Below are 24,301 nucleotides of genomic sequence, written 5' to 3' on the forward strand. Positions count from 1 at the left end.
GCAGGTTTGTGTAATGGCGCTCTACAACGTCCCGGCTCCGGCCAAGATCAATCTGTTTTTGCACGTCACGGGTCGTCGTGAAGACGGCTACCATTTCTTGCAGACCGCCTTTCGCTTTGTTGATCTGAATGATTACCTGAGCTTCGTTCCGCGTCGCGATGGGCAGATCCATCGGGTACACAGCACCTTGAGCGATGTGGAGCCTGAGCAGGATCTGGTGATCAAAGCCGCTCGTGCCCTGCAACAAGCGACGGGTACCCGGCAAGGCGTAGATATCTCTTGTATCAAGAACATTCCTTCGGGAGCAGGGATGGGCGGTGGCTCCAGCGATGCGGCCACCACCCTGATTGCCTTGAACTGTTTATGGAACCTGGGCCTGAGCCGTCAGGCCTTGATGGATATTGGTTTGCCCCTGGGCGCTGATGTGCCGGTTTTTGTATTCGGGCAGGCCGCATTTGCGCAAGGGATAGGCGAGCAACTGCAAGCCATCCAGATGCCGCCACGGGATTACATCATCATCCGTCCACCGCAATTTATATCCACGGGGAAAATATTTACCTCCGAATGCTTGACACGTGATGAGAAACCCATCACAATAACGTTCTTTACTGATTGGCAAGAAAAATTCTGGCAAGCCAAGGACAACAATCCTTACTTTGGCAGAAACAACCTGGAATCAGTGGCATTTAATCTTTATCCTGATTTAAAAGTTTTGAAACAGGGTTTGCAAAGTTTAAAATTAAATGCTAGAATTACAGGCTCAGGTTCTTGTTTGTTTGTTGAGTGCAGAGACAAGCAAAGCGCCAAGACAGGTCAGTTTGAAATTGACCGAAACAGCAGTAAAATAGATTTTTCTGGTAGCGAAGAATCAAATAGTGGTAAATTGCTGGTTGAACAAACTTGGGTTTGTTCAGGATTGCAAGATCATCCGCTACGTTACTGGATTAAGTAAGTATTTGGGGAATCGCCAAGCTGGTTAAGGCACTGGATTTTGATTCCAGCATGCGAAGGTTCGAATCCTTCTTCCCCAGCCACCTTTCAGGCCTAGCCTGCGATAATGTAAAGCTGTTGAGTCGTTTCCTTGTAGGGGTCTCGATCAACAGCTTTGCTTTTCCTGCATCAAAATCTATCTCCCATCATGGCACAAGACCGATTCATGATCTTCACCGGCACGGCTAATCCTCGCCTTGCTGTCGATGTCGTCAACCACCTTGATATGTCGCTGGGGAAAATGACGGTGGGTCGCTTCTCCGACGGGGAAGCCATGGTTGAAATTAACGAGAACGTTCGCGGTCGCGATGTTTTTGTTCTGCAGCCCACCTGCGCTCCCACCAACGATAATCTGATGGAAATCATGGTGATGGTCGATGCCTTGCGCCGCGCTTCGGCCGGTCGCATCACCGCTGCCATCCCTTACTTTGGTTATGCCCGCCAAGATCGACGCCCCCGTTCGGCGCGTGTGTCGATCTCAGCCAAGGTCGTAGCCAATATGCTGCAAGTGGTCGGTGTTGATCGCGTCATGATGATGGATCTGCACGCTGACCAAATCCAGGGTTTCTTCGATATCCCTGTCGACAATATCTACGCTTCCCCCATTTTGCTGGGCGATATCTGGCGCTGTAACTACCAGGATATGGTTGTTGTCTCGCCTGACATCGGCGGTGTGGTGCGCGCACGTGCACTGGCCAAGCAACTGGAAGTGGATCTGGCCATTATCGACAAGCGCCGCCCACGTGCCAACGTATCCGAAGTCATGAACATCATTGGTGACGTCAACGGACGCACCTGCATCCTGATGGACGACATGGTGGATACGGCCGGTACGCTGTGCAAGGCGGCTGAAGCTCTGAAAGAGCGCGGTGCCAAGGCGGTTTATGCCTACTGTACGCACCCTGTGCTCTCGGGCGAGGCCATCGAACGTATTACGCAGTCCCAATTGAACGAGCTGGTTGTAACGGACACCATTCCCTTGTCCGCCAAGGCCCGTGAATGTAGCAAGATCCGCCAGTTGTCCTGTGCAGCACTGCTGGGCGAGACCATCTTGCGTATCTCGAACGCCGAGTCCGTCAGCTCCTTGTTCACAGACTAAGTTTTTTTAGCGTGCGCTGGTCGCGGCGCACGTCAACTAGGTAGGCAACTACCGTTTTTTCGCAGTGGTCTGATGATCCTGCAAATTGGAGTTTTCCATGAAATTCACCGCTACGTCGCGTGATGTACAAGGTACGAGTGCGAGCCGCCGCCTGCGTCACGCTGGCCGAGTTCCTGCTATTGTTTACGGTGGCGAAGAACAGCCCGTCGTGATCTCCCTGGATCATAACGAGACTTACCACAACCTGCGCAAAGAAGCCTTCCACGCTTCCATCCTGACGATGGAACTGGACGGTAAAGCTGAAAAAGTGCTGTTGCGCTCGGTTCAGTGGCACCCCTACAAGCAGCAAGTTCTGCACGTTGATTTCCAACGCGTTCTGGCTTCGCAAGCCATCACCACCAAAGTTCCTCTGAACTTTGAAGGTGGCGATGTGTCCCCAGCCGTCAAGCTGAGCAGCCAAGTTATCAGCCACATCCTGACCGACCTGGAAATCACCTGCTTGCCAGGTAACCTGCCTGCGTCCATCACTGTGGATCTGAGCGGCATGACTGCCAACGCCAACGTGCACCTGGACAGCATCAAGCTGCCACGTGGCGTGACTTACGCTGGCAACGAAGCCAACCCTCTGCTGGCTGCTGCTCTGCCAGTTGGCGGTGGTGCTGCTGCTTCGGAAGCAACAGAAGAAAGCGCCGAGTAATCAAGATTGCCAGCCGGCTTCGGTCGGCTTGCAGCTTGGCGAATCAACCCCTGTCAGCGTATGCTGGCGGGGGTTTGTTATTTGTGCCTGCGCCTTTGCCGGTGCAGGCGCTTTCTGCGAAAACATTCATGTCTGAGCCTATCCGTTTGATTGTTGGCCTGGGTAATCCTGGCCCTGAGTACGAAACCACCCGCCACAATGCGGGCTTTTGGTTGGCAGACCAGTTGGCCGATGATCTGCATGCAACGTTCAACCTGGAAAAGTCCTTTTTCTCCTGGGTGGCCAAGGCGCGTTTTGAAGGTGAAAACGTCATCATCGCCAAACCCATCACCTTCATGAACAAGTCCGGGCAAGCCGCCGGTGCCTTGATGCGTTTTTACAAGCTCAAGCCCGAGCAAGTTCTGGTCCTGCATGACGAGCTGGATTTGCTGCCCGGTCAGGTGAAGATGAAAAAAGGCGGTGGACACGCCGGGCATAACGGCCTGCGCGACATCCAGTCTGCCTTTGGTACACCGGATTTCTGGCGTTTGCGCCTGGGCATTGGTCACCCCCGCACCTTGGGCCTGGCCCAGCAAGTGGTGAACTTTGTATTGCATACCCCCCGCAATGAAGAGCTGCGCGAGATTGAAGATGGCATGAACCGTTGCCGCATCATGATGCCTGCTTTGCTGCGTGGTGACTTTGAACAGGCGACTCGCCAGCTCTACGCGCCCCAGAAGGCTTGACGCATGAAGCCAGCGCCAAGCAGCCAGATGCGTTTTCGGGACGAGCTTAAAGACTTCTTTTACTTTCTGCGTCACCCTCGCAGCGCCCGGCGTTTGCCTGGCAGAGTGCAGGGCGATGGCTGGTATCTGGACTGGTTTGCTCCCTTGCCCTGGAAGCGTCTGCTGCAATGGGCGGGCATGCTTTGGCTGATTAATGCGCTGGTACTGGGCCCGATTGCAGTCTCGGTAGCGGGTGTGGGTGGTGCGCAGCATCGTCTGGACCCGACCCGCATTCCCTGGGTGCAAGCCATTATCTGGGCGCCTATTGTAGAAGAGTTGGTCTTTCGCTTTGTGCTGAGACGGCCATCACAATGGCTGACGGTTGTTCCACTGGCCGTGTTCCTGATGTTTCAGGGACCGAGCTGGTGGTTGATACAGGGCTTGCTGGCCTTGTGCTTGGCTATCTGGATCAGCCGTTATACCGGTATGCCACGCGAGGCTTTGCCTGCGGGCAGCAGTTGGTGGCGCAAACTGGTGGGCGCCTTGCAGGGAAGGGCATGGCGCTTTTCATCCATGCGACGCTATTGGCGTTTCTTTCCCTGGGTGTTTTATGGTGCAACGCTGGCTTTTGGCGCGCTGCATTTGTATAACTTCCAGCTCAACAGCATGAGCTGGTATTTGCTGCCCATGCTGGTGTTGCCCCAGTGTATGACGGGTCTGGTGCTGGCCTGGCTGCGTGTGCGTCGAGGCATTGGTGCATCGATCGTGCTGCATGCCATCTTCAACGGTGGCCCGGTCTTGCTGATTATTGGCTTGCTCAAGCTGTTTGACGGCATTCCTGTTTAAGCAAGCCCGCGTTTCAAGGCGCTATCCTGTGTCCCCGGCACGACTGTTCTGACCCGTCTGCAGGCTCTGTAGCGCCCAAGGGCGCTACAATAGCGCATCGTTTATATAACTCTTTGATTTTCAGGATACTCATGGCACTGCAATGCGGCATCGTTGGCTTGCCCAACGTTGGTAAATCCACTCTGTTCAACGCTCTGACCAAAGCCGGCATTGCGGCTGAAAACTACCCCTTCTGCACCATTGAACCGAACGTCGGTGTGGTCGAAGTTCCTGACCAGCGTTTGCAAGATCTGGCCAAGATCGTGAACCCCGAGCGCATTTTGCCTGCCGTGGTGGAATTTGTAGACATCGCTGGTCTGGTCGCCGGTGCTTCCAAGGGCGAAGGCCTGGGTAACCAGTTCCTGGCCAATATCCGTGAAACCGACGCCACCGTGCACGTGGTGCGCTGTTTTGCCGACGACAACGTGATTCACGTTGCCGGTAAAGTGGACCCCCTGGCTGACATCGAAATCATCAACACCGAATTGGCGCTGGCTGATTTGGGTGTGGTTGAAAAGGCCGTGCACCGTAATCAGAAGCTGGCTCGCTCGGGCGATAAAGATGCTGCCAAGCTGGTGGCCTTGCTGGAACGTATCGAAAAAGCTCTGGGCGAAGGCAAGTCCGTGCGTTCGCTGAAGCTGGACGAAGAAGAACTGCACCAGATCAAATCCTACGGCTTCATTACCGCCAAGCCCACCATGTACGTGGCCAACGTGAAAGAAGACGGTTTCACCAACAACCCCCACCTGGAAGCCGTGCAGAACTATGCTGCCGCTGATGGCGCTCCAGTCGTGGCCGTATGTGCTGCCGTAGAAGCTGAAATCGCTGAACTGGACGACGCCGACAAGATCGAATTCCTGTCCGATCTGGGCATGGAAGAGCCAGGCCTGAACCGTGTTATCCGCGCCGCCTATAGCTTGCTGGGCCTGCAGACCTACTTCACCGCAGGCGTTAAAGAAGTCCGTGCCTGGACCATCCGCGTGGGCGACACCGCCCCTCAAGCCGCTGGCGTGATCCACACCGACTTCGAGCGCGGCTTTATTCGTGCACAGACCATCGCCTTTGACGACTTCGTCGCCTGCAAGGGTGAGCAAGGTGCCAAGGAAGCCGGCAAGATGCGCGCTGAAGGTAAGGAATATGTAGTGAAAGATGGTGACGTGCTGAACTTCTTGTTCAATGTCTGACGATTTTTTCGGAACTCAGGAGCGCTCAATGGCGCTTGGTGGATTGAAAAGATTTTTTTAAATCAAGGGCTTGCCAAACAATACGATCTACTGAGCGTTCCTATTGTTCATCGAGGTCTGAAAAGTTCGGGGGTAGCGTTGGGGGTACTCGTGTTCAACCGTGGGGGTACATCTCCCAGCAGTGGAGTCCAACGATGCCCGAGAATCTACTCACCGACGCCAAGGTCAGGTCGGCCAAATCGACTGATCGAGACTGGAAACTTTCAGACGGCGGGGGCCTGTTCCTGCTGGTCAAGCCCACCGGCGGCAAGCTTTGGCGGTGGAAGTACCGCCTGCAAGGAAAGGAGAACCTCTTTGCCATTGGCGGCTTTCCTCAAGTAAGTCTTGCGGAGGCGCGCGCTGCCCGCGAGAAGGCGCGCGCGTTGGTCAAGCAAGGCATCCATCCTGCCCATGAGCGGCAGCAGGTCAAGCAGCGCAACCTCGAAGCGCTGGAGGAACGTAAGCGCGCCCGTGAAAGCTCGTTCGCCAAGGTGGCGCAAGCGTACCTGGCCGAGATCAAGCCAGTCTTTGCGTTCAGTTCCTACCGCACGAAAGAATCCCGCATCAGGAAGTACCTGTCGCCCAAGTTCGATGGGATGCCGATGAGCGACATTGGGGTCAAGCAGATTCGTCCGCTGCTGGAGGAATGCAAGGCACATGGCGCGTGGGCGGCCATTCACGTCAAAGGTGATCTTTCGGCGATCTTTGAGTTTGCGGTGGTGCGGGGGCTGGTGGAGGCAAATCCAATTTCCAGCCTGCGCGGGCTGCTACGCGTGCCGTTCAGCGAGAGCAAGGCGGCGATGACGCGAGAGCAAATCCAGAAGTTCTATCAGGAGTTGCGCGGCTACCGTGGCTATCCGGAAACTTCATTGTGCCTGCGGTTGATTGCGCTGACCGCCTGCCGTCCAGGGGAAGCGGCGGATGCTGAGTGGGGCGAGTTCGACTTTGAGGATGCTCTGTGGCGTCGGCCTGCGACGAAGATGAAAGCGCGGCGTGACCATGTCAGCCCGTTGTCCACGCAGGCCGTAGCAGTGCTGAAGGATTTGCAGTGCATCACGGGCGGTGGCCGCTATCTGTTCCCACACCGTAGTGGCAAGGGCTTCACTACGCCCAACCGGCTGACCTACGCGATGCGCGACATGAACCTGGGCCGGGGCACGACGCCGCATTGCTGGCGGACGACCTTTTCGACTTGGGCCAATGAGAACGGGTACAGGCCCGATGCGATTGAACGGCAACTTGCCCACGTGGAAAGCAACAAGGTGCGGGCGACGTACAACAAGGCGTTGCTGCTGGATCAGAGAAGGACGCTGTTGCAGGACTGGGCGGACTACCTGAGTGTTGCGGAGGGCAGCGGCACGGCATAGGGAAGAGTTGGCTGGGTGTTGCAGAACCAATGGACAGGGCGGCCTTTTCCTTTTCTGGATAGGGCCGTTGTCCCTTGAGTGCCGTTCCCTTGCCGTTTGCCTTTTGCCGAAGGCTGGACCTGGAAATGGGGTAAATGATGGGATAAATAGGGTAATTGTTCGCTGGTTACCCTGTTTTCCCGTACCTAACAGACTCCCAGTGTGGACTTCCCCCTGTACGGTAGACAGCCGGGGCCTCTGAGGCGAATCTCTGTAAGCGTTTGAAGCTCAATGCTTGACGATGAGAGCTATCCCCATGCGGCACTCATGAGCGTTACCAGATCACGCCGCGATAGCACTTCGGTGAATTCGCGCCAATCCTTTTCCGGCGGCATCATCGTGCCGGTATAGCGCAAGTCGAAGCCAGTCGCGGCTTTCTGGGCGTTGATGTACTCATCCAAGCGCTCGCCGAGTGTTTCGATATCGTCGATCCACTCGTCCTTGATGGTGTCCGGCAGCGAACCAAAGAGGTCGTAGCGGTTCTTCATGCGCTCGGACAGACGCTCGTAGATTTTTTCGTCCACGGTCTGCTCGAACACCAGGTTCAGCATGTCCACGGTTTCGCGTCGCTGGCCGAAGCGTTTGATGCGCCCAATGCGCTGTTCGAGCCGCGTGGGGTTCCACGGCAGATCGACGTTGATCAGCGTGCCCAAGGTCTGCAAATTCAAACCCTCGCACGCGGCATCGGTGGCCACCATCACACGAATCTGGTGCTCGGCCACCATGCGCTTCAAGGTTTCGCGCTCGACGCTCACGCTGTCGCCACGCTGGTACAGGCGGCTACGGCCCGCGCCTGCGTACAGGCCGACCGCTTCTTCCGGGTAGCGCGCCGCCAGCGAATCTGCCAGCCACTTCGCCGTGTCGTAGTACTGGCTGAAGATGATGACACCCAATTCCAGCCACTTCTCCTTGTCGAGAAAGTGAACGACAGCCTCCATCTTCGGATCGACTTGCAGCCGCTCCAGCCGGACAATCAGCCGTTGCAGGACTTCGATTTCCTCGCTTGTCTCGACCTTGATGTCGGCTTCCTGCTCTTCGTCTTCCTCGTGCTCGGCACTGCCTTGCAGTAAGCGCCGCGCTGTCGCCAAGCCCGCGTGGATGCTGGAGCAAATGCGTTGCTCCATCAAGTTCTTCATGAAGCCGCTGCCCTTGCCGCGCTTGGCCAGCGCTTTGCCAAAGGCACGGGCTTCGCCATAAGCCTGCCGGAAGTCTTCCGACGTGCGCAGCGCCTTGCCTTCAAACAAGGCGTCGAAGGCGCGTTGTTCCGAGACTTGCTCGCGTTCGGGGTGAACGTCCACGGCCACACGCGCCAGCAGCCCCGCATCTTCAAGCTGCTGGCGTTTGCGTAGCACGACATGACGTACCAGCGGGTTCTCGCGCTGGAACAGTGTTGCCCCGGCGATACGGCGTCCCAGTTCCTCCTCCAGAATCTCCCGCGTTTCTTCCGTCAGATCGGCCAGCGAACGGTTGGTTTGCCACTCCCCGTTCTGCAATCCCAAGTCTTGCCGGATAGCGGAGAACAAACGTCGGGCACGAGGCTCACTGGTTGATTCCATGCGCGGAAGTGGCGAGCGCAACAGTTCCCACGCATGGGTGAGCGATTCCACCTCCATGCGGCCCGCAAGAATGTCGAGCACTTCGTCGGGTCGGTGCCACGGCGCTAAGTCGTGGCCGAGCACGAAACGGCCTGGGCCTTGGTGCAAGATACCCAGCAAGTCCCATAGATCGGCCGGGTTGGTCTGGATCGGCGTGGCCGTGCCCAGCAGCACATGATCGGCACGCGCGGCTATCTCACGCATAAAAGCCAACAGCTCGTTCGGCGTTCCGGCTTCCTTGCCAAAGCCCTGGCGGGTTCTGGCTTTGTGCGCTTCGTCCAAGATCACGACACCGAAGCGCATTCCAAGCAGGTGCTGCTTCTCCAGCGAGTCGCGCATCATCAAGCCGGTGGAGACAATGCCGATGCGCAACGGGCAATGCGCTATTTGCTCGCGCCCGGCGGGCGACAGTACTCGCTCGTCAGCATCCAGCCAGACTTTGCCAACGGTATCCCAACGGGCGGTCGGGATGCCCAGCTTGTCCAGCATCTCGGTCTGCCATTGTTCGGTCAATGTGGCCGGGGCAAAGATAACGACTGGGCGGCGTGGCCCATTGTCTTTGTCAGATAACAGGCAGAGCGTCAGTGCAGCTGTCGCCAGCGACAGCGTTTTGCCCAGCCCTACTTCGTCGGCTAACAGCAGGCGCACCGTACCGTGTAGCCGCTGATGACGCAGACATTCGGTCAGAAACCCTTGCTGCCACGGCTGTAACTGCTGGCCCTCTCGGTAGAGAGGCGACTCAATCAGCGCCGCAGGGGCAAGATTTTCGTTATCGTCGATTTCGACGAACTCGATCTCTCGCCGATAACCGCGCCGATGTACCTCGCGGATCACTGCCTGAGGCAGTGGTTTTGCTGCGTTCCAGAGAAAGTCGAATTCTTCCTCGATCCACGCCACCCCCTCCGGGGACTCGTCCTCCCACAGGATTTCGTAGTGACGCTGCCAGCCGTTTCGCGTCTCGTTCATCGACCCGATGAAACCCAGCTTACGGCCATCAGCCAGGGTAATCACACCTGCCTTGCCGTGGACAAAACCGCAGATGTCGTCCGGTGCTATCCGCACCGCCTGGCCGTGCTTGGCGAGGAAGGCGTCCAGCCGCCGATAGCGTTCGCGGTTCAGTAGTGCCTCGGCCTCCAGGGCGCGCTCGTTCCAGCGGCCCAGCATCTTGCTCTCGCGCAGTTGCGCCACCTTCAGGTCGTCTGGGTGGATGTCCACGTTGCAGACGATCTTGACCTCGGGGATGTGCTCCAGCGCCTCGCCAGCCACTTCGAACAACGAGCTGGTGAAGTAGCCCGCAATGCGCTTGTAGCTCTGCGCACCAGTCAGATGCTGCATCAGGAAGCTGGCATCCAGCCGATGGGTACGCGAAGAGAAGCGCCGGATGCTCATGGCTCAAGACCTCAGTCGCCGAAGCGCAGATTCTTGAGACGCGCACCCAATACCTCGGCGGCAGAGCGCACCTCAGATTCGGGAGCTTTGCGCTCGATGAAGGCCAGCATGTCCACCAGCAGGGAGCGGACTTCCAGGAAATCCGCCATCTCGGCTCGCAGTTGCTCGACGATGATCTGTGCTTCGGTGTCCTTAAGCAGCTGCTGCAGGGCAATGATGAGTTGTCCCAGCCGCGTCACGCCGATCTCAGTGGCATCTGTCAGATCGCGCGAAGCGTATTCGCTGACACGCTTGAGGCGTGCGTTGTTGGGCCGCATGTCGCCCATCACACGGGTGTAGTCCGTTACGCGGAAGGCCTTGGCGAAGTTCTGATAGTTGTCCAGTTTGCCCGCGCCTGCGGTTTCCATGTCCATCATCCGCAGTACAAATCGCTCGATGCCAGTGAGCTGGCCCCAGGCGTCGGCGGTGAGATCTTCGGGCACCAGCAGGCTGGATGCGGTTTCCGCTGCCTGCTGGACGATTTCGTCCACCACGGTCACTTCACCGCGTGCGCGCGGACGCAGAGCGAAGGTGGTGACGTCCTCATCTCCGATGCGTGTGTAGGCGGTCAGCACCTTGAGCGCAGCTGCATACCCAGCCATCTGCAAGTCGGAGTCGCCCCACACCGGCTCACCGTGATGCGCTTCCACGGCGTCGTTCAGGTGCATCATGGTTTCGATCTGCCGCGCCACTTCTTGTCGTACTGCGGGCAGCAGGCGTTGCTTGAAGCCAGTGCGTTCGCCAGCCGCGCGCTTCTTGAGCATCAGGATGACGGTCCCCTGGACGTAGCCGCCTTTCTTGAGCTCAGACGTGGTTTCGGTGGCGATGTACCACGCTGCTACCACTTGCAGACCCGCAGCCCAGAAGATGCCGATCAGGTCGCCCCAGACGGTGGTGTCCTGATGCGTGAACATCACGCACTGCATGCCGTTGTCGGGCATATGCTCGGTCATCCCCTTGTAGGCAGCGACCATGCCGCGCCTAAAGTCTTCTCCGGAGCCTTTGACCGCAAGCGCACGACGCGAATCCCACACCCAATCGTCGAAGGGCTTGGGAGGGTTCTTACGCAGCCAAGCAATGAAGAATTCGGTAATTTCCTCGTAGTTCACTGCATCGGCATATGGTGGGTCAGTAATGAAAATATCTTGTTCTTGGGTTAGTTCATGGCTAGGTGCGCAAACCACAGACGCGTTTGTACGCACCGGCGCATTTTTATAGTTCTGCACAAAGCTGTGATCAAAGAAAGACCTGTTTGCCCAGTTGTAGAGGGTGTTTAACGCCTGATTTGAGAATACGTTAGACGTAAAATCGCTGCCACCACCGGATGAATACCTCACAATCCAGCGCGACAGTTTTGAGCAGAAATCAAGCGTTCCGCAAAGCTCCGGAACCAACTCGGGCTCGCCAATATGTTTTCGCAGTAAAGCCAACTTAAGAAGATCTCTCGGCGAAAACATGTGATGCCAGTGCGTCCAGCCGCGCTCACGGATTGGTTGCTCGGTGTTGTAGCCCGGTTCTATGGCCATGTCCGGCACCAAGCCTTCATCCTGCCAGCGACTCAGATTCTCAGCGAGGAGCTTTTCAATTGCCCGTTCGTGCTCGAGGTCAGCTTGGGTAGGTGCAGCAAAGTACGTCTCCTGCCTTCCGGCGTGCAGTGTGTCCTTGGTAATCCACTGGATCGCGTACAGTCGCTCCTGAAATGTGTCGTCTGGGCGCGGTTTGAAATCACTCTTCTCCCAAAGGCGCAGACGGTTGCCAGTGCTGCCATCTTCCTTTCGATAATCACCACGTAGGGTTTTGATTGAAGTGCGATAGGTTTTGCCTTCAAGCTCATAGACCATATCGCCGTCAGAAACAGTTCCCTTTTGCGCCGCATCAAGTGCAGACGCAGATACGCCAAACTCCAACTCAATATCGAATCGCTTAAGCTCAGAATTCGGCATGAGTTTGGCAACAACCCGTTGCCGTGGTGAGACAACCCAGCTTGGTGCTAAAGGAACAAGCCAGCCTGTTTCAGGACACTTTGCTTCAAGGCAGTAAAGGTAGGCCTTTATCCGATTGCCTTGTTCGTCATGCTCGAAGCCAAGATCGGTGATTTCTTTGTCTACTGCCTTGGCAACCTCACGCTGAAGTTTTTCTATTTCTGTCTGTCGCTTGGGTGAAGCGCCGATGATGTTCAACGCCCCCCAAGTCAGCATGCAGGCAATGGGGTTGAGGTCTGAGGCATAGACATCGCAGCCGATGCGCGCGGCCTCGAACGGGATGGAGCCGCCCCCCGAGAAGGTGTCACCTACGCGTGGACGATGGCCGTAACGCAGGATGCCCAGTTGCTCCACCAGCTCTGAGATAGATCTCACGTTCACGCCCAAATGGGCGTAGTGGCGATTGACCTCTGCCCAAACTGGGGCATACAGCCATTCCTGATCCAACTCTTCCGGACGCTTGCCGAGACTGGCTTTTTCCTCGTAGCTGGCACAGGTGGCCAGCAACTTGCGATAGATCACCAGCTTCTCGTCGTCACTCAGGCTGCGCTGCCAGCGCAGAGAAATGCCTTCTGCATCGGCGTCAAGTGGAAAGCGCATCCAGCGAACATCTCCACCTGTGACATCACCTCGCCTGAGCGTGGCCTTAAAGTAGTCCCATGGATTGTCGAGCTGGATTCGTGCGGCAATCTCAGCTGGCGATACGGCGTTGCCAACCAGCGCGCGGCGTGCCAGGCCTTCATCGTCGAAAGCCATGAGCTTTTCAAAAAGAACAAGATCTGCTTCCGCATCATTGGTTGGCGGCAGAAGGCTGCCCAGCACAACGGCCCGCACCAGGATTAGCGGTTTGCGGCCTTTCCAGAACGACCCAAGCGCAGTCAGTGTCTGGCCCGGTCCTGCTTTGCGCTCCTTTTGTGCCTCGAACGACACTTTCTGCGCCGGGAAAACCGTTTCGATCAGCGCGGGCGCATCTTTGAGTGCCAATGGCGTGAGGGTTGTTGTTTTTTGCATTCCCTGATGAATCCTCAATGGGCCGAAGCCACGTCAGGTGACAGCCAGCCGTGGGAGCGCAGCCGCTCTTCGGCAATGGCAAGCTGGCGCGGGGTGAACTGCTGCTTGCGTGCGTTCCAGCTGTAGACCTGACGTTCTACGCTCTCGTGCTGTGTGGCACCCTCGCGGCTCATCACCCAATGCACTGTGGCCAGGAGTTCTAGTCCGTAAGGCGACTCGAAGCCCTCGACCAGCTTGGTTACGCGCTCGAAACGGGCGCGGCTGATGTCGTGTTGATCCAGATAATCCTTGGCGTCTTCCACCGCACCGGGCACCAGCGTGAGCGGCTTGTCCGGCGCATCGCCGCCGTCGGCATAGCCCGCGATCAAATGGCCTTCCACCACCTTCAGCACATGGCGCAGGTTCTCGGCATAAGGGCCATAGTGATGCTTGACGTATTGGAGGCGCAGCGGCTCACCAGCCTCCTGCATGAAGTACATCAGCTTGTGGACTTCCAACAGGGTGACAAAGGGGTCAAGCAGGCCGCCAAGATAGCGCTGCATCAGTTCCACCAAGGCGGCGCGACCCGCCGTCATCTTGGGTACCTCGCGCACGTGTGCCATCTTGTCGTTGGCAGGGGCTCCCTTGGGCTCAAACACCAGCACGCGCACGTCGGCAAGCTTTGCCAGTGCGCGCTCGATGCGTGGGCGCACCTCGTTCCAGTCCAGCCCGCCCAGGCCTGCGCCCAGCGGCGGGATGGCGATGGAGCGAATGCCCTTGTCGCGGATGACATTGACCAGATCGACAAGGCCCGCATCGATGTCTTCAATACGGCTCTTGCCGCGCCAGTGGCGCTTGGTCGGGAAGTTGATAATGAAGCGCGGCAATGTGAGCTGCCCCGTCTCAAAAACGAACATGTGGCCAGGCTGCACAGCTTCGCGTTTGCAGGCGGCCTCGTAAGCCTTGAAGTTTTCGGGGTAGACGTTCTTGAACTGCAAGGCGATGCCACGCCCCATCACGCCGACGCAATTGACGGTGTTGACCAGTGCGTCGGCCTCACACTGGAGGATGTCGCCCGAGGTGTACTCGATCATGGCTGTGCTCCTCTCATTTCAGTAATACCAATTCGGCAAGACTTCGACCGTGGGCCGGTGTCCGTGTGCCGGAAGGGCGTTGACGACTTGCCGATAGACGTTGGCGGATTGAACGCCGATGCGTTCGACCAAGTGCCACGGAAAGCGCTGCTCCAGCAGGAACTCGGCTTGCTTGCCTTCTTTCAGACCGCCACCCCAGTTGCTTGCCTGCACCGCCGTCCAGTTGATTTCACCAAGGCGCGCCAGATCATTGCGGTCTTCAAAAAAATACGATCCGGCGTTGGATAGCGTGAACGCCCAACGCGCAGGTTGTGCGTTGGCCCAGGCCACAACTGCGCCCAAATCCGCCTGCAAGTGGATGATGGGCGTTTGCCCGCCTTGATAGGTCAGCTCTGCATTGCGCCGATGGATCAAATAAAGCATCACCGACCGTGGGCAAAAATAAAACGGCACGCAGGCACCGACGAACAAGCCTGGGTGGCTTGCGAGCTGAAGCTCGGTCAAACGGCGCTGTTTGATGTGGTTCATGCCAACCATCGTTCCGCCCAGTGCCTGTGCTTGAACCAAGGTGTCCGACAACAGCCCACCTGCCGCGACGATGGAGGGCAGACGATCCACATGGGCAATGTGGTAAATCTTGGGCTGCGGCGGCACGAGCACGGCGTTCATAGTGCTTCGTCTCCAAACAGGCCCAATGAGGCCTGTGTGGCTTCCTGCTCAGACTTGCCACGTCGAGCACGAGGAGCAAGCAGTTCACTCTGCGCGACATCGCCCAAGGCATGCTTGAGCGCTGCGCGCCAGCCCTTGCCCCCGTCCATCACGCCGCCGGTGCTCATGGCAGTCATGCCGAACAGCCACCAGCGCTCTTCCGGGCGCAACGCCAGCCAGTTGCGCACAGCCACCGGAATTTTCTCCATCTCCATCTGCTCGACGGCCCAGGCCAGTATGCACAACTCCTTGCCGAGCAAGCGATCCACTGGGTTGTCGCCGACCTTCCACGCACCCGGCTTGATGCCATGCGCAGCCAGACGAGCGTTGAAGGCTCGTTGAACCTCGGCGCGGATGGCGGTCCAGCGCGGGCGGTCCAGCAGAACGCGGTCAATCACCGCGTTGTCGTTGCTTGCAGACTGCAAGCCGAGGTGTTCACTGATCTGAACTTTGCCCGTGCTGGCCTTGGGAATGACGACATTGAAGTGATGAGGATCAGAAGTCGCAGGCATGCCAAACCCCAGCGTGTGCAGCACTTGCGCACGCACCTTGGACGATGGTGTGTTACCTGCAACTTTGGCCATCCTTATTCCTCCTGATTGATGTCGCCCGGCTTCAGCTCTATCCCGGCAAGCTTGGCGAACTCTTTGAGTGCAAAGCCTGTATCGAAGGAGATGCCGTCGGCAATTGCAATGTTGAGTGGGGCGTCGGGCTCTTTGAGCACATCGCGTAGGCTGTTGACGACGCCTTCGATGATGGCAGCGGTGACTTCGCGCTCCTGGAAACGCACCGTTACGGTGTTCTCACCCTCACCGATTTCGACGCGCACACCCTTGAAGCGCGTGCCCGGCTGATCGCGGAAACGGTTGATGACGCTGAAGACGCGGTCGGTCGTGTCGAGGGCAACACGCTTGCTTTGCAGGCGCGCGGGCTTGCTGTCGATGATCTGCACGGTCTTGTCGCCGCTGGCCGGGATCTGGAAGTCCGCTGTCTTGTTTGCCTCGCCCGCGCGGGCGAACACCAGCAGGCGGCAGCTTGCGGAACCGATCTCGAACGGTGCGTCGTAGCGGGTACCGTCTTTGGGGTTGGAGCCGTCTAGGGTGTAGAAGATGTCGGCGTTCGGCGTAGCAGCGAGGGTGACACGGCGCTTGTCAGCGGCGGGCTCGACTTGATGGCGGATCTTGAGGTCGGCGAGCCAGCGGGTGGCAGGGCCGGTTTCATAGCGCCCGGTGGGCTCCCTCACCACGAAGTAGACCGTGCCCTCGCCGGTGGCAAAGTTCTCCAAGTCGTCGACCTTGTTGTCCTTGTCGGACACGTCGGGTTTGTTTGACCAATAGACGATGGGGCTATCACCCGCGTGCCGTGGCGTGAGGCTCAGAATCGTTTCGCCGGTGTCTGGCTTGACGTTGATGACCGAGACGTTGACGGTGGTCTTGTCCTTGGGGAATGGCCCCTTCTCGATGTAGCCGTCTTCGCCCAAGCGCCAACGACCTTGTTTCAAGGCCTCTGTCTTGAGCGCATCCAAACCACTGGCTCCTGGCATCCACGGCCAGATTGGCGAGCACTTGGCTCGGGTGGCGACGTCTTTCCAAGGGGTGCGACGGTTGTCCTTGCCAGAAGGCCACAGGTATTCCTCGGCTTGCGCGAAGCATTCGTCGAAGTTGTCTTTGTTCAGCTCAGCCACGAGCTTGTAATCAGCGCGCGGGCTGGCCAGTAGTCTTTCGATCTGCGTCTCGGCCGACTGATCGCCCTGGCCGAGCTTCAGCCCTTGGTCGATGGTGACCCCAGCCAGCACATCGCGCCCGTCCACCGGGTCGTTGGCCGGGAAGTACAGGCGGTTGTAGGCGGCCGATAGCGCCTTACTGAAGCGATCTTCCGATTCTTCGAAGCGGTCGCGGGCTTCCTCGAACAAAGTGTCGCCCGATTTGAGACGCTTGTGGATCTGCTCGATGGCGTACAGCTCGCGCAAGCGCTCTTCGACCGCGTCGGCCAGCAGGCTGTCCTGACCGCTCAGCACGAGAAGGTTGTTCTTTTCCTGCTGGTAGTCGAAGAAATTCTGCAACTCGCTGGGCGGCACCTTGCCATCCGGCTTGATGACGATCAACGTGCGCGGGCCACCGAGCTTGAGTTCATCCAGCCGCGGCAGTACCTGCACGTCCTGATAGGCGATCTTGCTGATCGGCGCAAGGATGCCTGCGAGTCGATTGATGAGTGCCTGATCGACCTTGGGTTGCGGAACTTCCTTGGCATTGCGCTCGATTTGGCGCGACAGGTTCTCGGTTTCCTTGATGAAGAAACGCTGCTCTTCACGGTGCAGATACCACGCCGATTCACGCAGACGCTGCAAGGCCTGAAGGAACTCATCGGGTTTGCGTTGTGGCGCGGCCAGGAACTCGATCAGCTCGCTTTCGGACAGGCCGATCCGCCCACCCACAGCGCGCGACAGGCTGGATGACAGCAGCAAGGTCATGAGCTGTTGCGCGGCATCGCCTGCCAGTTCAACGTCGATGTGCTCGGCGATGGCGTTGCCCGCGTCGGCTATGTCGCGCGTCACGGCGGGCATCAGCTTGGGTGCAATGCGCTCGATCTCATCCTTGACTTGTTCGTCGTTCAAGTTCAGATGCTGCGTGCCGATGAGGAAGACGTCGTCGGCTTCGCGCTCGTCCACACTTTTGAGCAAGCGTGCGGTGAACTGCATCAAACCACGGGTTTGTCGGAAGCCTTCGTTCTCTTTGAATAGCGCGACAAGGTGCTTGAAGGAGGGATGGAAGGGATAGGTTTCCCGCACTTGCTCGGAAATCTGCTCGATGCTGCTGGCTACGATATAGCCGCCGTCCTCGGCCTTCTTGATCTGCTGTGCGTACTCCTCGGCAATGTCAGCGATGACACGCTCGTCCGGCAGTTCGTCGATGAGGCGCTTCTTGAGAATTTCGTAGATTTCGTTGCCCGCCAGTTGCACTGGCGTGATGGTCATCGCTTGACGGCGGGTTTCCTGCTGTAGATTGGAGATAGCGTCGGCCAGTGCCTTGGTCTGGGCTTTGTAGCTGCCCGAGAGGTTGGCGACCACGATGGCGCAGTTGGGCAGTTCCAACGCAGCGCTCATCAGGCTGGAAAGGCTGTAGACCGCCATATTCGCTAACGTGCCTTGGCCGAACACCTGCGTGCTGGCGTTGTCGAGATAAGGCGGCAGTTCGTCGAGCAGGATCAGGGTTGGCTCGTCGCCAATGATCTCCTTCCATTGGCGCTGATCGACGGCTTTGGGGCCGTTCGCCCAATACGGCTTGATGGCTTCCGCCGCCCCGAGCTGGGTGGCGATTTCGCCCCAAATGAAGTTGTCAGGGTTGTTTCGGCCGTTAAACGCGGCAATGCGCGCTTGCCCAAAATCGACGCGTGAAGCCAAGTCCGCAGGCAGAACGTTTTTACGCAGATGCGCGTGGCGCGCCAACAGCCCCAGCGCGATCATCATGTGCGTTTTACCGCCGCCCATCGCCTGAGTCAGTTCAAACACCGCTTGATCTGACTTGCCGGAGAGGCGCAGCAGACCTTCGCGGAAAAGCTGATCCATGCCATGGGTGACGAAGTTGCGCGAGAAGAATTCGCTGCCGTCGCCTGCGTCATTGATGAGGTCCGCGAGGTTCTCGATCCCTTGGCTCATCCGGTAGTCGCGGATGATGGGATTAAACCGGCAGGCTTGCTTGACCGTCTTGATCATGAACGCGCTCCAATGTTGTTCTTGGTTTCCTCGGAGGGCGGGATCTCAATATCGTGCTGCTCACAGTAGCCCCGAATCAAAACCTCGACCATGTTCGCAATGGATCGATGCTCGGCATTCGCTGCGGTGCGAAGCGCCTCCTTGAGGCCAGGATCAATCCGGAAGGTCAGCGTAGCGGTCTTGCTTACGGACATAGCCTCTCCATTAGACACTGAAAATGTACTGCATTGTACAGTAAGGACCGCTGTAGTCATAGCCTGATACAGGTGCCTGATACAGGTGCGTCGAGCGTTGCGAAACATCATTTGGAAGGCAGGTTTGCTCCGCTATTCCAAACGCATCACCTATCTGCCGAGATAAATAGAGGTAACTTGCAAGCGCTCGTGGCCCAGCTCGCGGCTGATCGCCTGTCGCACCTCAACATCTATGGTTTGCTGGGTGTCGCTTAATTCCCCGGACGAAGGCCCTCCCGCTGAGGGAGCTTTCCAGCCCGTGAGAGCTTCGTATCGACTTTGGGCGTATTGATGCCGCAGCCCGTGCATACTGCTCAGACCCGCCGCCTTGCACTGCCCATCGTAGACGTGCCGCTGCCGGATGTAGGTTTTGTTTGCCGGGATCAGTGATCCTGTGCCCGCCAGGCGGTGTGCTGCGTGAAGCGCGTCGCGTTGCTCTGTCGTGGTGATGGGCACAGTTCGCTCCCGACCGCCCTTGGTCCACGATCCCTTGAGGGCGATGTGGTCGCCCCGATCCGCGTAACTGGGCTGGAACTTGATCGCTTCCTCCCGACGTAATCCGAAGGCGGCCTGTAGCTGAAGGCTCATGCGTACGTGCGCGTCGGTGACCTGTTCAAGACCTGTGCCCGGTGCCCTAGCCTTGCTGATGTTGGTCACATAGCGACGCTCGGGTACACCAAGCTGTGTGTTGTCCGCCGGCAAGATGCCAGCCTTGCCGATCTTCTCGGCCCACCAGCGCAGATGAGAGAGCCGATTCTTGATAGTGCCAGACGTCAAACTTTCGCCTTGCCAGCGATCCAGCAACGCTTGGACGTGCTTGCCCTTGAGCGACGAAGCCTTCATCTGCCGGAAACCGGCCTCGCGTAGTTGCCGCGCAGCCAGCGCGAGGGAACGCATCCGGTCGACCTGTGTGTTGTAGCTGCCGTCACGGTTGCGCTGGCAGAGCTGCCGCAGGGTGTAGGTCAAGTCGTCCATCTTCCGGCCTCCAAGCAAAGCGCCGTACCGCGTTGTCCTGAAATTCAATGGTTAGTGTTGGTGCCAACTCGCCAAGGCGAGATCCCGTGAGGGCAAGGGCATGGTGTTCAGGAGACACCAGGGCCTCGAATGAGGCGTCCGTCTTGCTCCCTGCTGGAAGCCCGGACGGAGGTACTACAAGACGAAAGTGTTGTGAACGTGGACAAGCCCTCCTATGAAGTGAGTGGGATGAGAAATGCAGCGGGAGCCCTGTGCGTTGCACAGGGGCAATTGCCGCAAAGGACAGTGCGCCAGGCGGCGCGGTAGGGATGAGTTCACACAGACGAAGAAGGCTCTGCCCTGGGGAGGGCCGGTATGCGGTCGGAGCCTGGGCATACCTGGGGTGGCTCCGCCCTGTCGGGCCAGCGCTTGCAGGAACCTGCGCTGTTGGGGGTACCGATGTACGAAGCCCATCGGTCTTGGCAATTGCCCAGTCAATGTAGTGTGGACATCATCATGTAGGCCGCACGCAATAGGAACTGGCTTTCGCCCGCATTGTTGGCGGTGTTGCGCGGGTCGTTACTGCGGCGTGCAGTGACGACCCGTTTTGCGGCAGCATTTGCTACGCAGGATGCGTCTGCCATCCCCTGGCCTGCATTGACTGCGCTGCGATGTCCCCGGCGTTCGTCGAGGCGTTCAGCATCTTGCGGATGTTGGCGATGTGCGCTAGGGCAGTTTCACGCGATGCCGGTGGCGCAGTCGGTTCCGGGCGGGCTTCGGTGCGCGGCGGAGTTGTAGGCTGGTTCGCGGCAGACGTCCCCTTACGACCTGCCCACAGGCGGAATTCGCCAGCAAATACGCGCTTCACCAAGGCGAAGAAGTAGGCCACGACATTGCGCACGGTGCCACTCTGGCTGCGTGCCTGCAACTCGTCGAACACTTCCTGGCGATGCTGCGGCGGTAGCCGCCGCAAGGCGGCTTGCACGTCCTTTTGCTGATCAGCCTGGGCATTGCTCAGGCAAGGCGGCAAGCTCACCGATTGCGATGCAGAATCGCCGTTGCCTTCGCGCGCGCGGTACGTACGTTCTTTTTTATACATATACGTCTTATACGTATTGCCCTGCTCAGCCGTCATGTGGCAGGCGTGTTCGGTCTGTTGCGGAACAAGCGTGCTGCCAGCGGAATCGCTAGGCAATGGCAGTGGGTCGGCTGCTTCACTCGCCTGCGACGGCGGCGTCGGGGGCAAATCATCGTCATCTCGGAATTGATTGTGGGCCGCAATGGAAGCGGCTTCAGGTGCCTGAGCCCGCGTTGTCTGAATGTGGACGGCCACCCGATCCACCTGGTTGTTTTCGTGGCCGATAGACCCTTGCAGAAGCGCGGGCAGGCTGGCATCGAGCGTGCGGGCCTTTTGGAAGCTGAGGGCGCTTTCGTGAACCTGATACAGCTCGCTGAGCACATGGCCGGTCAGAGGATCGCGCTGCTGGCCCACCAGACTGATCCAACCCGTCAGCTGAAGCACGACGAGAACGCGCCGGGCCGTCTCGTACCCGGCCCTCTGCCCCAGCGGGGTGGAGGTGAGATAGCGGCGCAACTGTCCCAGATTCGCCAGCGGGCTGATGCCCTCCCCAGAGCGCAGCATGCGCAGAACCTGCCAGCCCCATTGCGCTCCAGCGGCGTGAGACGTGCATCGAGCATGAGCGAGGCCGGCGTAGTGAACAGGGCGTCCTGCCCCAGCGGGTTGTGGCCGGTGTGATGGTCTGCCATGAGAGTTCTCCAGGGTCTGGGCCACAGCGGCCCGTTCCCCTGCATCTCATCGCGTACCGTTCCAGGCGTCAGCCAACAATGCGGTCTGCGCCATACCCGTTTTATCCGGCAGGCACAGCGCTGGCAACGGCATCCAGACTGATCTATCATCCCGATACCCCCTTGGGGGTACAACTGGGGGGACTTCCAGCGATTCCCGCAAAGGCCGTGGCCCGATTTTCCCGCGAAACCTAGCATTCATGGCCTTTTGCTGACCGATCAACGTTTAAACGTGTGATCAACGTCTAAGCTTCTTGCAAGTGTTGTAGATGTGGCAGGCACCTGATATCAGGCGCCTGCCATTTTTCTGCTATTATCTATAACACTTAGTGTTATAAATTCCGCTTGAGGCTTCGGTGAGAGTTTTCAAAAATGCATGGTTCGAGCGGTTCGCCCGCATACAGGGCATTGCGGATCTGGCGCTTTGGGATGCGATAACACGAGCCGAGCGTGGGCTTGTCGATGCAGATCTAGGCGGGGGCCTGGTCAAGCAACGCGTCGCCCGTAGCGGTCAGGGCAAGGCGGGCGGGTTTCGGACCATTATTTTCTACCGTACAAACGAGCGTGCTTTCTTTGTATATGGCTTTGCTAAAAGTGATCGCGCCAATATTGATGCGGATGAAGAAGCGGCGTTCAAGAAGGCTGCCGCTTATGTGTTGGGTTTGTCAGAAGCCCATTTGGCCCAGCTGATCAGCATGGGGCAATTTACGGAGGTACATGATAATGACAAAAAAATATCGAAGTGAAGCTTACGCTGCAATCCATGAAACGATGCAGGCCTTGCAAGAAGTTGGCGCTATCGACAAACAGACCATGCGTGAGTTTGATGAGTCTTGTTTAACGGCAGTCCTGCCTATGCCGCCTGAGCGTATTCGTGCTTTGCGTGAACGTGAGCATCTTTCGCAGTCTGTGTTTGCACTCTATTTGAATGTCAGTAAAAACCTGGTTTCCGACTGGGAGCGTGGAGTCAAAAAACCGGGTGGCCCTGCTTTGCGCCTGTTGACGGTGGTCGAGAAAAAAGGCATTCAAGCAATCGCCTGATCATCTCCTCGCTGCTTGCTCAAGCAACACATCAGCTTAATAAACCGGCGTTTCCCTGCTTGTCGCCAGATACTGACTGGGCGGCTGTCCCAAAGCACGACGAAAAATAGTAGAAAATGCGCTCGGGCTGCTAAAGCCCAGATCCGAAGCCACTCGGGTTATCGGCTCCCCATTCCCCAAACGAGTAATCGACACCAGCAGGCACATTTGCTGCCGCCAGGCCAGGTAGGTCATGCCCATATGCTCCTTGAAGCGGCGGGTGAAGGTGCGGCGGCTTAGCATGGCCCAGGCAGCCATTTCGTCGGTGGAGATATTCTGGGTCGGATTATCCAGAAAGCGCTGACATGCGGCCCCTAATCTGCCGTCAGAGGGCAGGGGAGCACTCAGGCCCAGTCTGGGCATCAGCCGGATTTCTTCCACCAGCAAACCAATGACGTGATGAGTACGCCCGCAATCCGGCCGTTCGGCAGGCAGTTCCATGGCCGCGCTGAACAGGTGCCGTAGCAAGGGCGAGACGCCGAACACCTGGCAATCATCCGGCAGTTGCGCCTGCTCGATGGCTTGCGGTGTCAGATAGGTGTTCACCATGGTCACATCGCCACGCATGTGCATTTCATGCGCCACGCCCGGTGGCACCCACAGCGCCCGTTTGCTGGGTACCACCCAATTGCCCTTCTCCGTGAACATGGACAGGACCCCCGACGCCGCATAAGCCAGCTGCCCGCACTGGTGCACGTGGTTGGGAAAAATCGATCCTGATGTGAAGGCGCGCAGGCTGACTTCCACATCCCAGTTCGAGTTTTCCAGAGGGTAGTCATTCAGAGAAATACTCATGGCCCAATTTTGCCAAAAACTGACCCGCTTTTAAAGGTGGGAATTTGGTAGTCCCCATAAGATCAGCAAACATTAATTACTTGGGGATAAGAGGGAATGGAAGATTTTGAGTATTTAACGGTGCAGCGGGAAGGCGCGGTGCTGCTGGTGGGTTTGAACCGGCCAGAAAAGCGCAACGCCATGTCCTTGGCTGTGATGCATGAATTGCGCCGGGTTTTTTCCACCATAGGCAGCGATATCGGGGCCGCGGTGCTCTACAGCACCAGCCAGCATTTTTGTGCGGGGCTGGATCTGGGCGAAGTGCGTAATCAGTCGGTGATTGATTGCGTGCACTTCTTTCGCGAATGGCACGAGACCTTTGAGCTGATTCAGTACGGAAAGGTGCCCGTGGTAGCCGCGATGTCGGGTGCCGCCATTGGTGGTGGTCTGGAAATTGCCACGGCCTGCCATATCCGCGTGGTTGATGAAACCGCATTTTTCTCTTTGCCCGAAGGCATGCGTGGTCTTTACGTCGGTGTGGGCGGCTCCGTGCGCCTGCCGCGTCTGGCGGGTTTGAGCTTGATGACGGACATGATGCTGACGGGACGTAGCGTCTATGCCGAGGAAAGCATTGCCAAAGGTATTGCTCAATACCTGACCCCCGCTGGCGAGGCCTTGAGCAAGGCCAAGGAGCTGGCCAGGACGATTGCCTCCAATCTGCCCATGACGAACTACGCTATTACTCATGTACTGCCGCGTATCACCGATCAAAGCCAGCAGGACGGTTTGCTGACCGAGGCCTTGATTGCCGCTGTTGTTCAGTCCGATCCGGAAACCAGCGCCCGGCTGGCTGACTTTCTGGACAAGAAAAAGAACAAGGTGAGCTGAGCCCGGTATCGACAAGAAGCAGAAGTTTCTCAACTAAATCGCCAATCAAGCCA

The 24,301-nt window shown here is 57.9% G+C and carries 21 protein-coding genes and 1 tRNA gene; 12 read left to right on the plus strand and 10 right to left on the minus strand.

The features are described 5' to 3' along the window. Nucleotides 1-13: 13 nt before the first annotated feature. The 8 genes from ispE to DUD43_RS02995 all read left to right on the plus strand — a co-directional run bounded on the left by ispE (nt 14) and on the right by DUD43_RS02995 (nt 6,965). Nucleotides 14-952 (plus strand): 4-(cytidine 5'-diphospho)-2-C-methyl-D-erythritol kinase, encoded by a 939-nt coding sequence (gene ispE, locus DUD43_RS02960; protein WP_153229091.1) that lies wholly within the window; start codon nt 14-16, stop codon nt 950-952. Nucleotides 953-957: 5 nt separating this feature from the next. After that, a tRNA-Gln gene (locus tag DUD43_RS02965) sits at nt 958-1,034 on the plus strand. Nucleotides 1,035-1,138: 104 nt separating this feature from the next. Next, nucleotides 1,139-2,089 (plus strand): ribose-phosphate pyrophosphokinase, encoded by a 951-nt coding sequence (locus tag DUD43_RS02970; RefSeq protein ID WP_009461085.1) that lies wholly within the window; start codon nt 1,139-1,141, stop codon nt 2,087-2,089. A gap of 97 nt (nt 2,090-2,186) precedes the next feature. Next, nucleotides 2,187-2,786, plus strand: coding sequence for a 50S ribosomal protein L25/general stress protein Ctc (locus DUD43_RS02975; RefSeq protein WP_153229092.1), 600 nt, complete (start codon nt 2,187-2,189; stop codon nt 2,784-2,786). Between the two features lie 128 nt (nt 2,787-2,914). After that, nucleotides 2,915-3,511, plus strand: coding sequence for an aminoacyl-tRNA hydrolase (pth, locus tag DUD43_RS02980; RefSeq protein WP_153229093.1), 597 nt, complete (start codon nt 2,915-2,917; stop codon nt 3,509-3,511). A gap of 3 nt (nt 3,512-3,514) precedes the next feature. Next, a complete protein-coding gene (locus DUD43_RS02985; protein WP_153229094.1) occupies nt 3,515-4,336 on the plus strand; it encodes a type II CAAX prenyl endopeptidase Rce1 family protein in 822 nt (273 codons plus the stop codon). A gap of 131 nt (nt 4,337-4,467) precedes the next feature. Next, on the plus strand, nt 4,468-5,559 hold the full coding sequence (gene ychF / locus DUD43_RS02990) for a redox-regulated ATPase YchF (RefSeq protein ID WP_153229095.1): 1,092 nt from the start codon (nt 4,468-4,470) through the stop codon (nt 5,557-5,559). A 194-nt stretch (nt 5,560-5,753) separates the two neighbouring features. Continuing rightward, the gene (locus tag DUD43_RS02995) at nt 5,754-6,965 is read left to right on the plus strand and encodes a tyrosine-type recombinase/integrase (RefSeq protein ID WP_153229096.1); all 1,212 of its coding nucleotides are present in this window, start codon (nt 5,754-5,756) and stop codon (nt 6,963-6,965) included. 287 nt (nt 6,966-7,252) lie between these two features. On the opposite strand, the gene DUD43_RS03000 is transcribed toward DUD43_RS02995, so the two are convergent. The 8 genes from DUD43_RS03000 to DUD43_RS03035 form a co-directional block, all read right to left on the minus strand. Beyond that, nucleotides 7,253-9,988, minus strand: coding sequence for a phospholipase D-like domain-containing anti-phage protein (locus DUD43_RS03000; RefSeq protein WP_153229097.1), 2,736 nt, complete (start codon nt 9,986-9,988; stop codon nt 7,253-7,255). A gap of 11 nt (nt 9,989-9,999) precedes the next feature. Then, the gene (locus DUD43_RS03005) at nt 10,000-13,020 is read right to left on the minus strand and encodes an anti-phage-associated DUF1156 domain-containing protein (RefSeq protein WP_153229098.1); all 3,021 of its coding nucleotides are present in this window, start codon (nt 13,018-13,020) and stop codon (nt 10,000-10,002) included. A gap of 14 nt (nt 13,021-13,034) precedes the next feature. Further along, a complete protein-coding gene (locus DUD43_RS03010; protein WP_153229099.1) occupies nt 13,035-14,093 on the minus strand; it encodes a macro domain-containing protein in 1,059 nt (352 codons plus the stop codon). An 18-nt stretch (nt 14,094-14,111) separates the two neighbouring features. Next, complete coding sequence (locus DUD43_RS03015; protein ID WP_153229100.1) at nt 14,112-14,762, minus strand: DUF4433 domain-containing protein; 651 nt, start codon at nt 14,760-14,762, stop codon at nt 14,112-14,114. After that, nucleotides 14,759-15,385 (minus strand): anti-phage-associated DUF3780 domain-containing protein, encoded by a 627-nt coding sequence (locus DUD43_RS03020; RefSeq protein ID WP_153229101.1) that lies wholly within the window; start codon nt 15,383-15,385, stop codon nt 14,759-14,761. Before DUD43_RS03020 ends, DUD43_RS03015 begins: the two co-directional genes overlap by 4 nt. A 2-nt stretch (nt 15,386-15,387) precedes the next feature. Then, nucleotides 15,388-18,513: an anti-phage-associated DUF499 domain-containing protein gene (locus tag DUD43_RS03025; protein ID WP_153229102.1), complete on the minus strand. Its 3,126-nt coding sequence runs from the start codon at nt 18,511-18,513 to the stop codon at nt 15,388-15,390. After that, nucleotides 18,510-18,707, minus strand: a complete 198-nt coding sequence (locus DUD43_RS03030) for a hypothetical protein (protein ID WP_102773982.1) — start codon at nt 18,705-18,707, stop codon at nt 18,510-18,512. The genes DUD43_RS03025 and DUD43_RS03030 overlap by 4 nt, the downstream gene beginning before the upstream one ends. A gap of 150 nt (nt 18,708-18,857) precedes the next feature. Beyond that, a complete protein-coding gene (locus DUD43_RS03035) occupies nt 18,858-19,721 on the minus strand; it encodes an integrase domain-containing protein (protein WP_153229103.1) in 864 nt (287 codons plus the stop codon). Nucleotides 19,722-20,075: 354 nt separating this feature from the next. Here DUD43_RS03035 and DUD43_RS03040 point away from each other — a divergent pair, with 354 nt between their 5' ends. Next, nucleotides 20,076-20,222 carry a hypothetical protein gene (locus DUD43_RS03040; RefSeq protein WP_153229104.1) on the plus strand — a complete coding sequence of 49 codons (147 nt, stop codon included), beginning with the start codon at nt 20,076-20,078 and terminating at the stop codon, nt 20,220-20,222. 100 nt (nt 20,223-20,322) lie between these two features. On the opposite strand, the gene DUD43_RS03045 is transcribed toward DUD43_RS03040, so the two are convergent. Beyond that, nucleotides 20,323-21,342 carry an STY4528 family pathogenicity island replication protein gene (locus tag DUD43_RS03045; RefSeq protein WP_265588063.1) on the minus strand — a complete coding sequence of 340 codons (1,020 nt, stop codon included), beginning with the start codon at nt 21,340-21,342 and terminating at the stop codon, nt 20,323-20,325. Between the two features lie 520 nt (nt 21,343-21,862). Between DUD43_RS03045 and DUD43_RS03050 the strand changes: the two genes are divergently transcribed. Further along, on the plus strand, nt 21,863-22,252 hold the full coding sequence (locus DUD43_RS03050; protein ID WP_153229105.1) for a type II toxin-antitoxin system RelE/ParE family toxin: 390 nt from the start codon (nt 21,863-21,865) through the stop codon (nt 22,250-22,252). Beyond that, nucleotides 22,230-22,547 carry a helix-turn-helix domain-containing protein gene (locus DUD43_RS03055; protein ID WP_153229106.1) on the plus strand — a complete coding sequence of 106 codons (318 nt, stop codon included), beginning with the start codon at nt 22,230-22,232 and terminating at the stop codon, nt 22,545-22,547. The genes DUD43_RS03050 and DUD43_RS03055 overlap by 23 nt, the downstream gene beginning before the upstream one ends. Before the next feature lie 36 nt (nt 22,548-22,583). On the opposite strand, the gene DUD43_RS03060 is transcribed toward DUD43_RS03055, so the two are convergent. After that, a complete protein-coding gene (locus DUD43_RS03060; RefSeq protein ID WP_042483036.1) occupies nt 22,584-23,381 on the minus strand; it encodes an AraC family transcriptional regulator in 798 nt (265 codons plus the stop codon). A 96-nt stretch (nt 23,382-23,477) separates the two neighbouring features. Between DUD43_RS03060 and DUD43_RS03065 the strand changes: the two genes are divergently transcribed. Beyond that, on the plus strand, nt 23,478-24,248 hold the full coding sequence (locus DUD43_RS03065) for a crotonase/enoyl-CoA hydratase family protein (RefSeq protein ID WP_153229107.1): 771 nt from the start codon (nt 23,478-23,480) through the stop codon (nt 24,246-24,248). The last annotated feature ends 53 nt before the right edge of the window (nt 24,249-24,301 follow it).

This window comes from Alcaligenes faecalis (genome assembly GCF_009497775.1).
GTDB classification, from domain to species: domain Bacteria; phylum Pseudomonadota; class Gammaproteobacteria; order Burkholderiales; family Burkholderiaceae_B; genus Alcaligenes; species Alcaligenes faecalis_D.

Bases quoted from the DNA above. Each gene is read 5' to 3' on its own strand.
- ispE (WP_153229091.1), top strand. From the start codon at position 14: ATGGCGCTCTACAACGTCCCGGCTCCGGCCAAGATCAATCTGTTTTTG.
- DUD43_RS02970 (WP_009461085.1), top strand. From the start codon at position 1,139: ATGGCACAAGACCGATTCATGATCTTCACCGGCACGGCTAATCCTCGC.
- DUD43_RS02975 (WP_153229092.1), top strand. From the start codon at position 2,187: ATGAAATTCACCGCTACGTCGCGTGATGTACAAGGTACGAGTGCGAGC.
- pth (WP_153229093.1), top strand. From the start codon at position 2,915: ATGTCTGAGCCTATCCGTTTGATTGTTGGCCTGGGTAATCCTGGCCCT.
- DUD43_RS02985 (WP_153229094.1), top strand. From the start codon at position 3,515: ATGAAGCCAGCGCCAAGCAGCCAGATGCGTTTTCGGGACGAGCTTAAA.
- ychF (WP_153229095.1), top strand. From the start codon at position 4,468: ATGGCACTGCAATGCGGCATCGTTGGCTTGCCCAACGTTGGTAAATCC.
- DUD43_RS02995 (WP_153229096.1), top strand. From the start codon at position 5,754: ATGCCCGAGAATCTACTCACCGACGCCAAGGTCAGGTCGGCCAAATCG.
- DUD43_RS03000 (WP_153229097.1), bottom strand. From the start codon at position 9,988: ATGAGCATCCGGCGCTTCTCTTCGCGTACCCATCGGCTGGATGCCAGC.
- DUD43_RS03005 (WP_153229098.1), bottom strand. From the start codon at position 13,020: ATGCAAAAAACAACAACCCTCACGCCATTGGCACTCAAAGATGCGCCC.
- DUD43_RS03010 (WP_153229099.1), bottom strand. From the start codon at position 14,093: ATGATCGAGTACACCTCGGGCGACATCCTCCAGTGTGAGGCCGACGCA.
- DUD43_RS03015 (WP_153229100.1), bottom strand. From the start codon at position 14,762: ATGAACGCCGTGCTCGTGCCGCCGCAGCCCAAGATTTACCACATTGCC.
- DUD43_RS03020 (WP_153229101.1), bottom strand. From the start codon at position 15,385: ATGGCCAAAGTTGCAGGTAACACACCATCGTCCAAGGTGCGTGCGCAA.
- DUD43_RS03025 (WP_153229102.1), bottom strand. From the start codon at position 18,513: ATGATCAAGACGGTCAAGCAAGCCTGCCGGTTTAATCCCATCATCCGC.
- DUD43_RS03030 (WP_102773982.1), bottom strand. From the start codon at position 18,707: ATGTCCGTAAGCAAGACCGCTACGCTGACCTTCCGGATTGATCCTGGC.
- DUD43_RS03035 (WP_153229103.1), bottom strand. From the start codon at position 19,721: ATGGACGACTTGACCTACACCCTGCGGCAGCTCTGCCAGCGCAACCGT.
- DUD43_RS03040 (WP_153229104.1), top strand. From the start codon at position 20,076: ATGCGGTCGGAGCCTGGGCATACCTGGGGTGGCTCCGCCCTGTCGGGC.
- DUD43_RS03045 (WP_265588063.1), bottom strand. From the start codon at position 21,342: ATGCTGCGCTCTGGGGAGGGCATCAGCCCGCTGGCGAATCTGGGACAG.
- DUD43_RS03055 (WP_153229106.1), top strand. From the start codon at position 22,230: ATGACAAAAAAATATCGAAGTGAAGCTTACGCTGCAATCCATGAAACG.
- DUD43_RS03060 (WP_042483036.1), bottom strand. From the start codon at position 23,381: ATGAGTATTTCTCTGAATGACTACCCTCTGGAAAACTCGAACTGGGAT.
- DUD43_RS03065 (WP_153229107.1), top strand. From the start codon at position 23,478: ATGGAAGATTTTGAGTATTTAACGGTGCAGCGGGAAGGCGCGGTGCTG.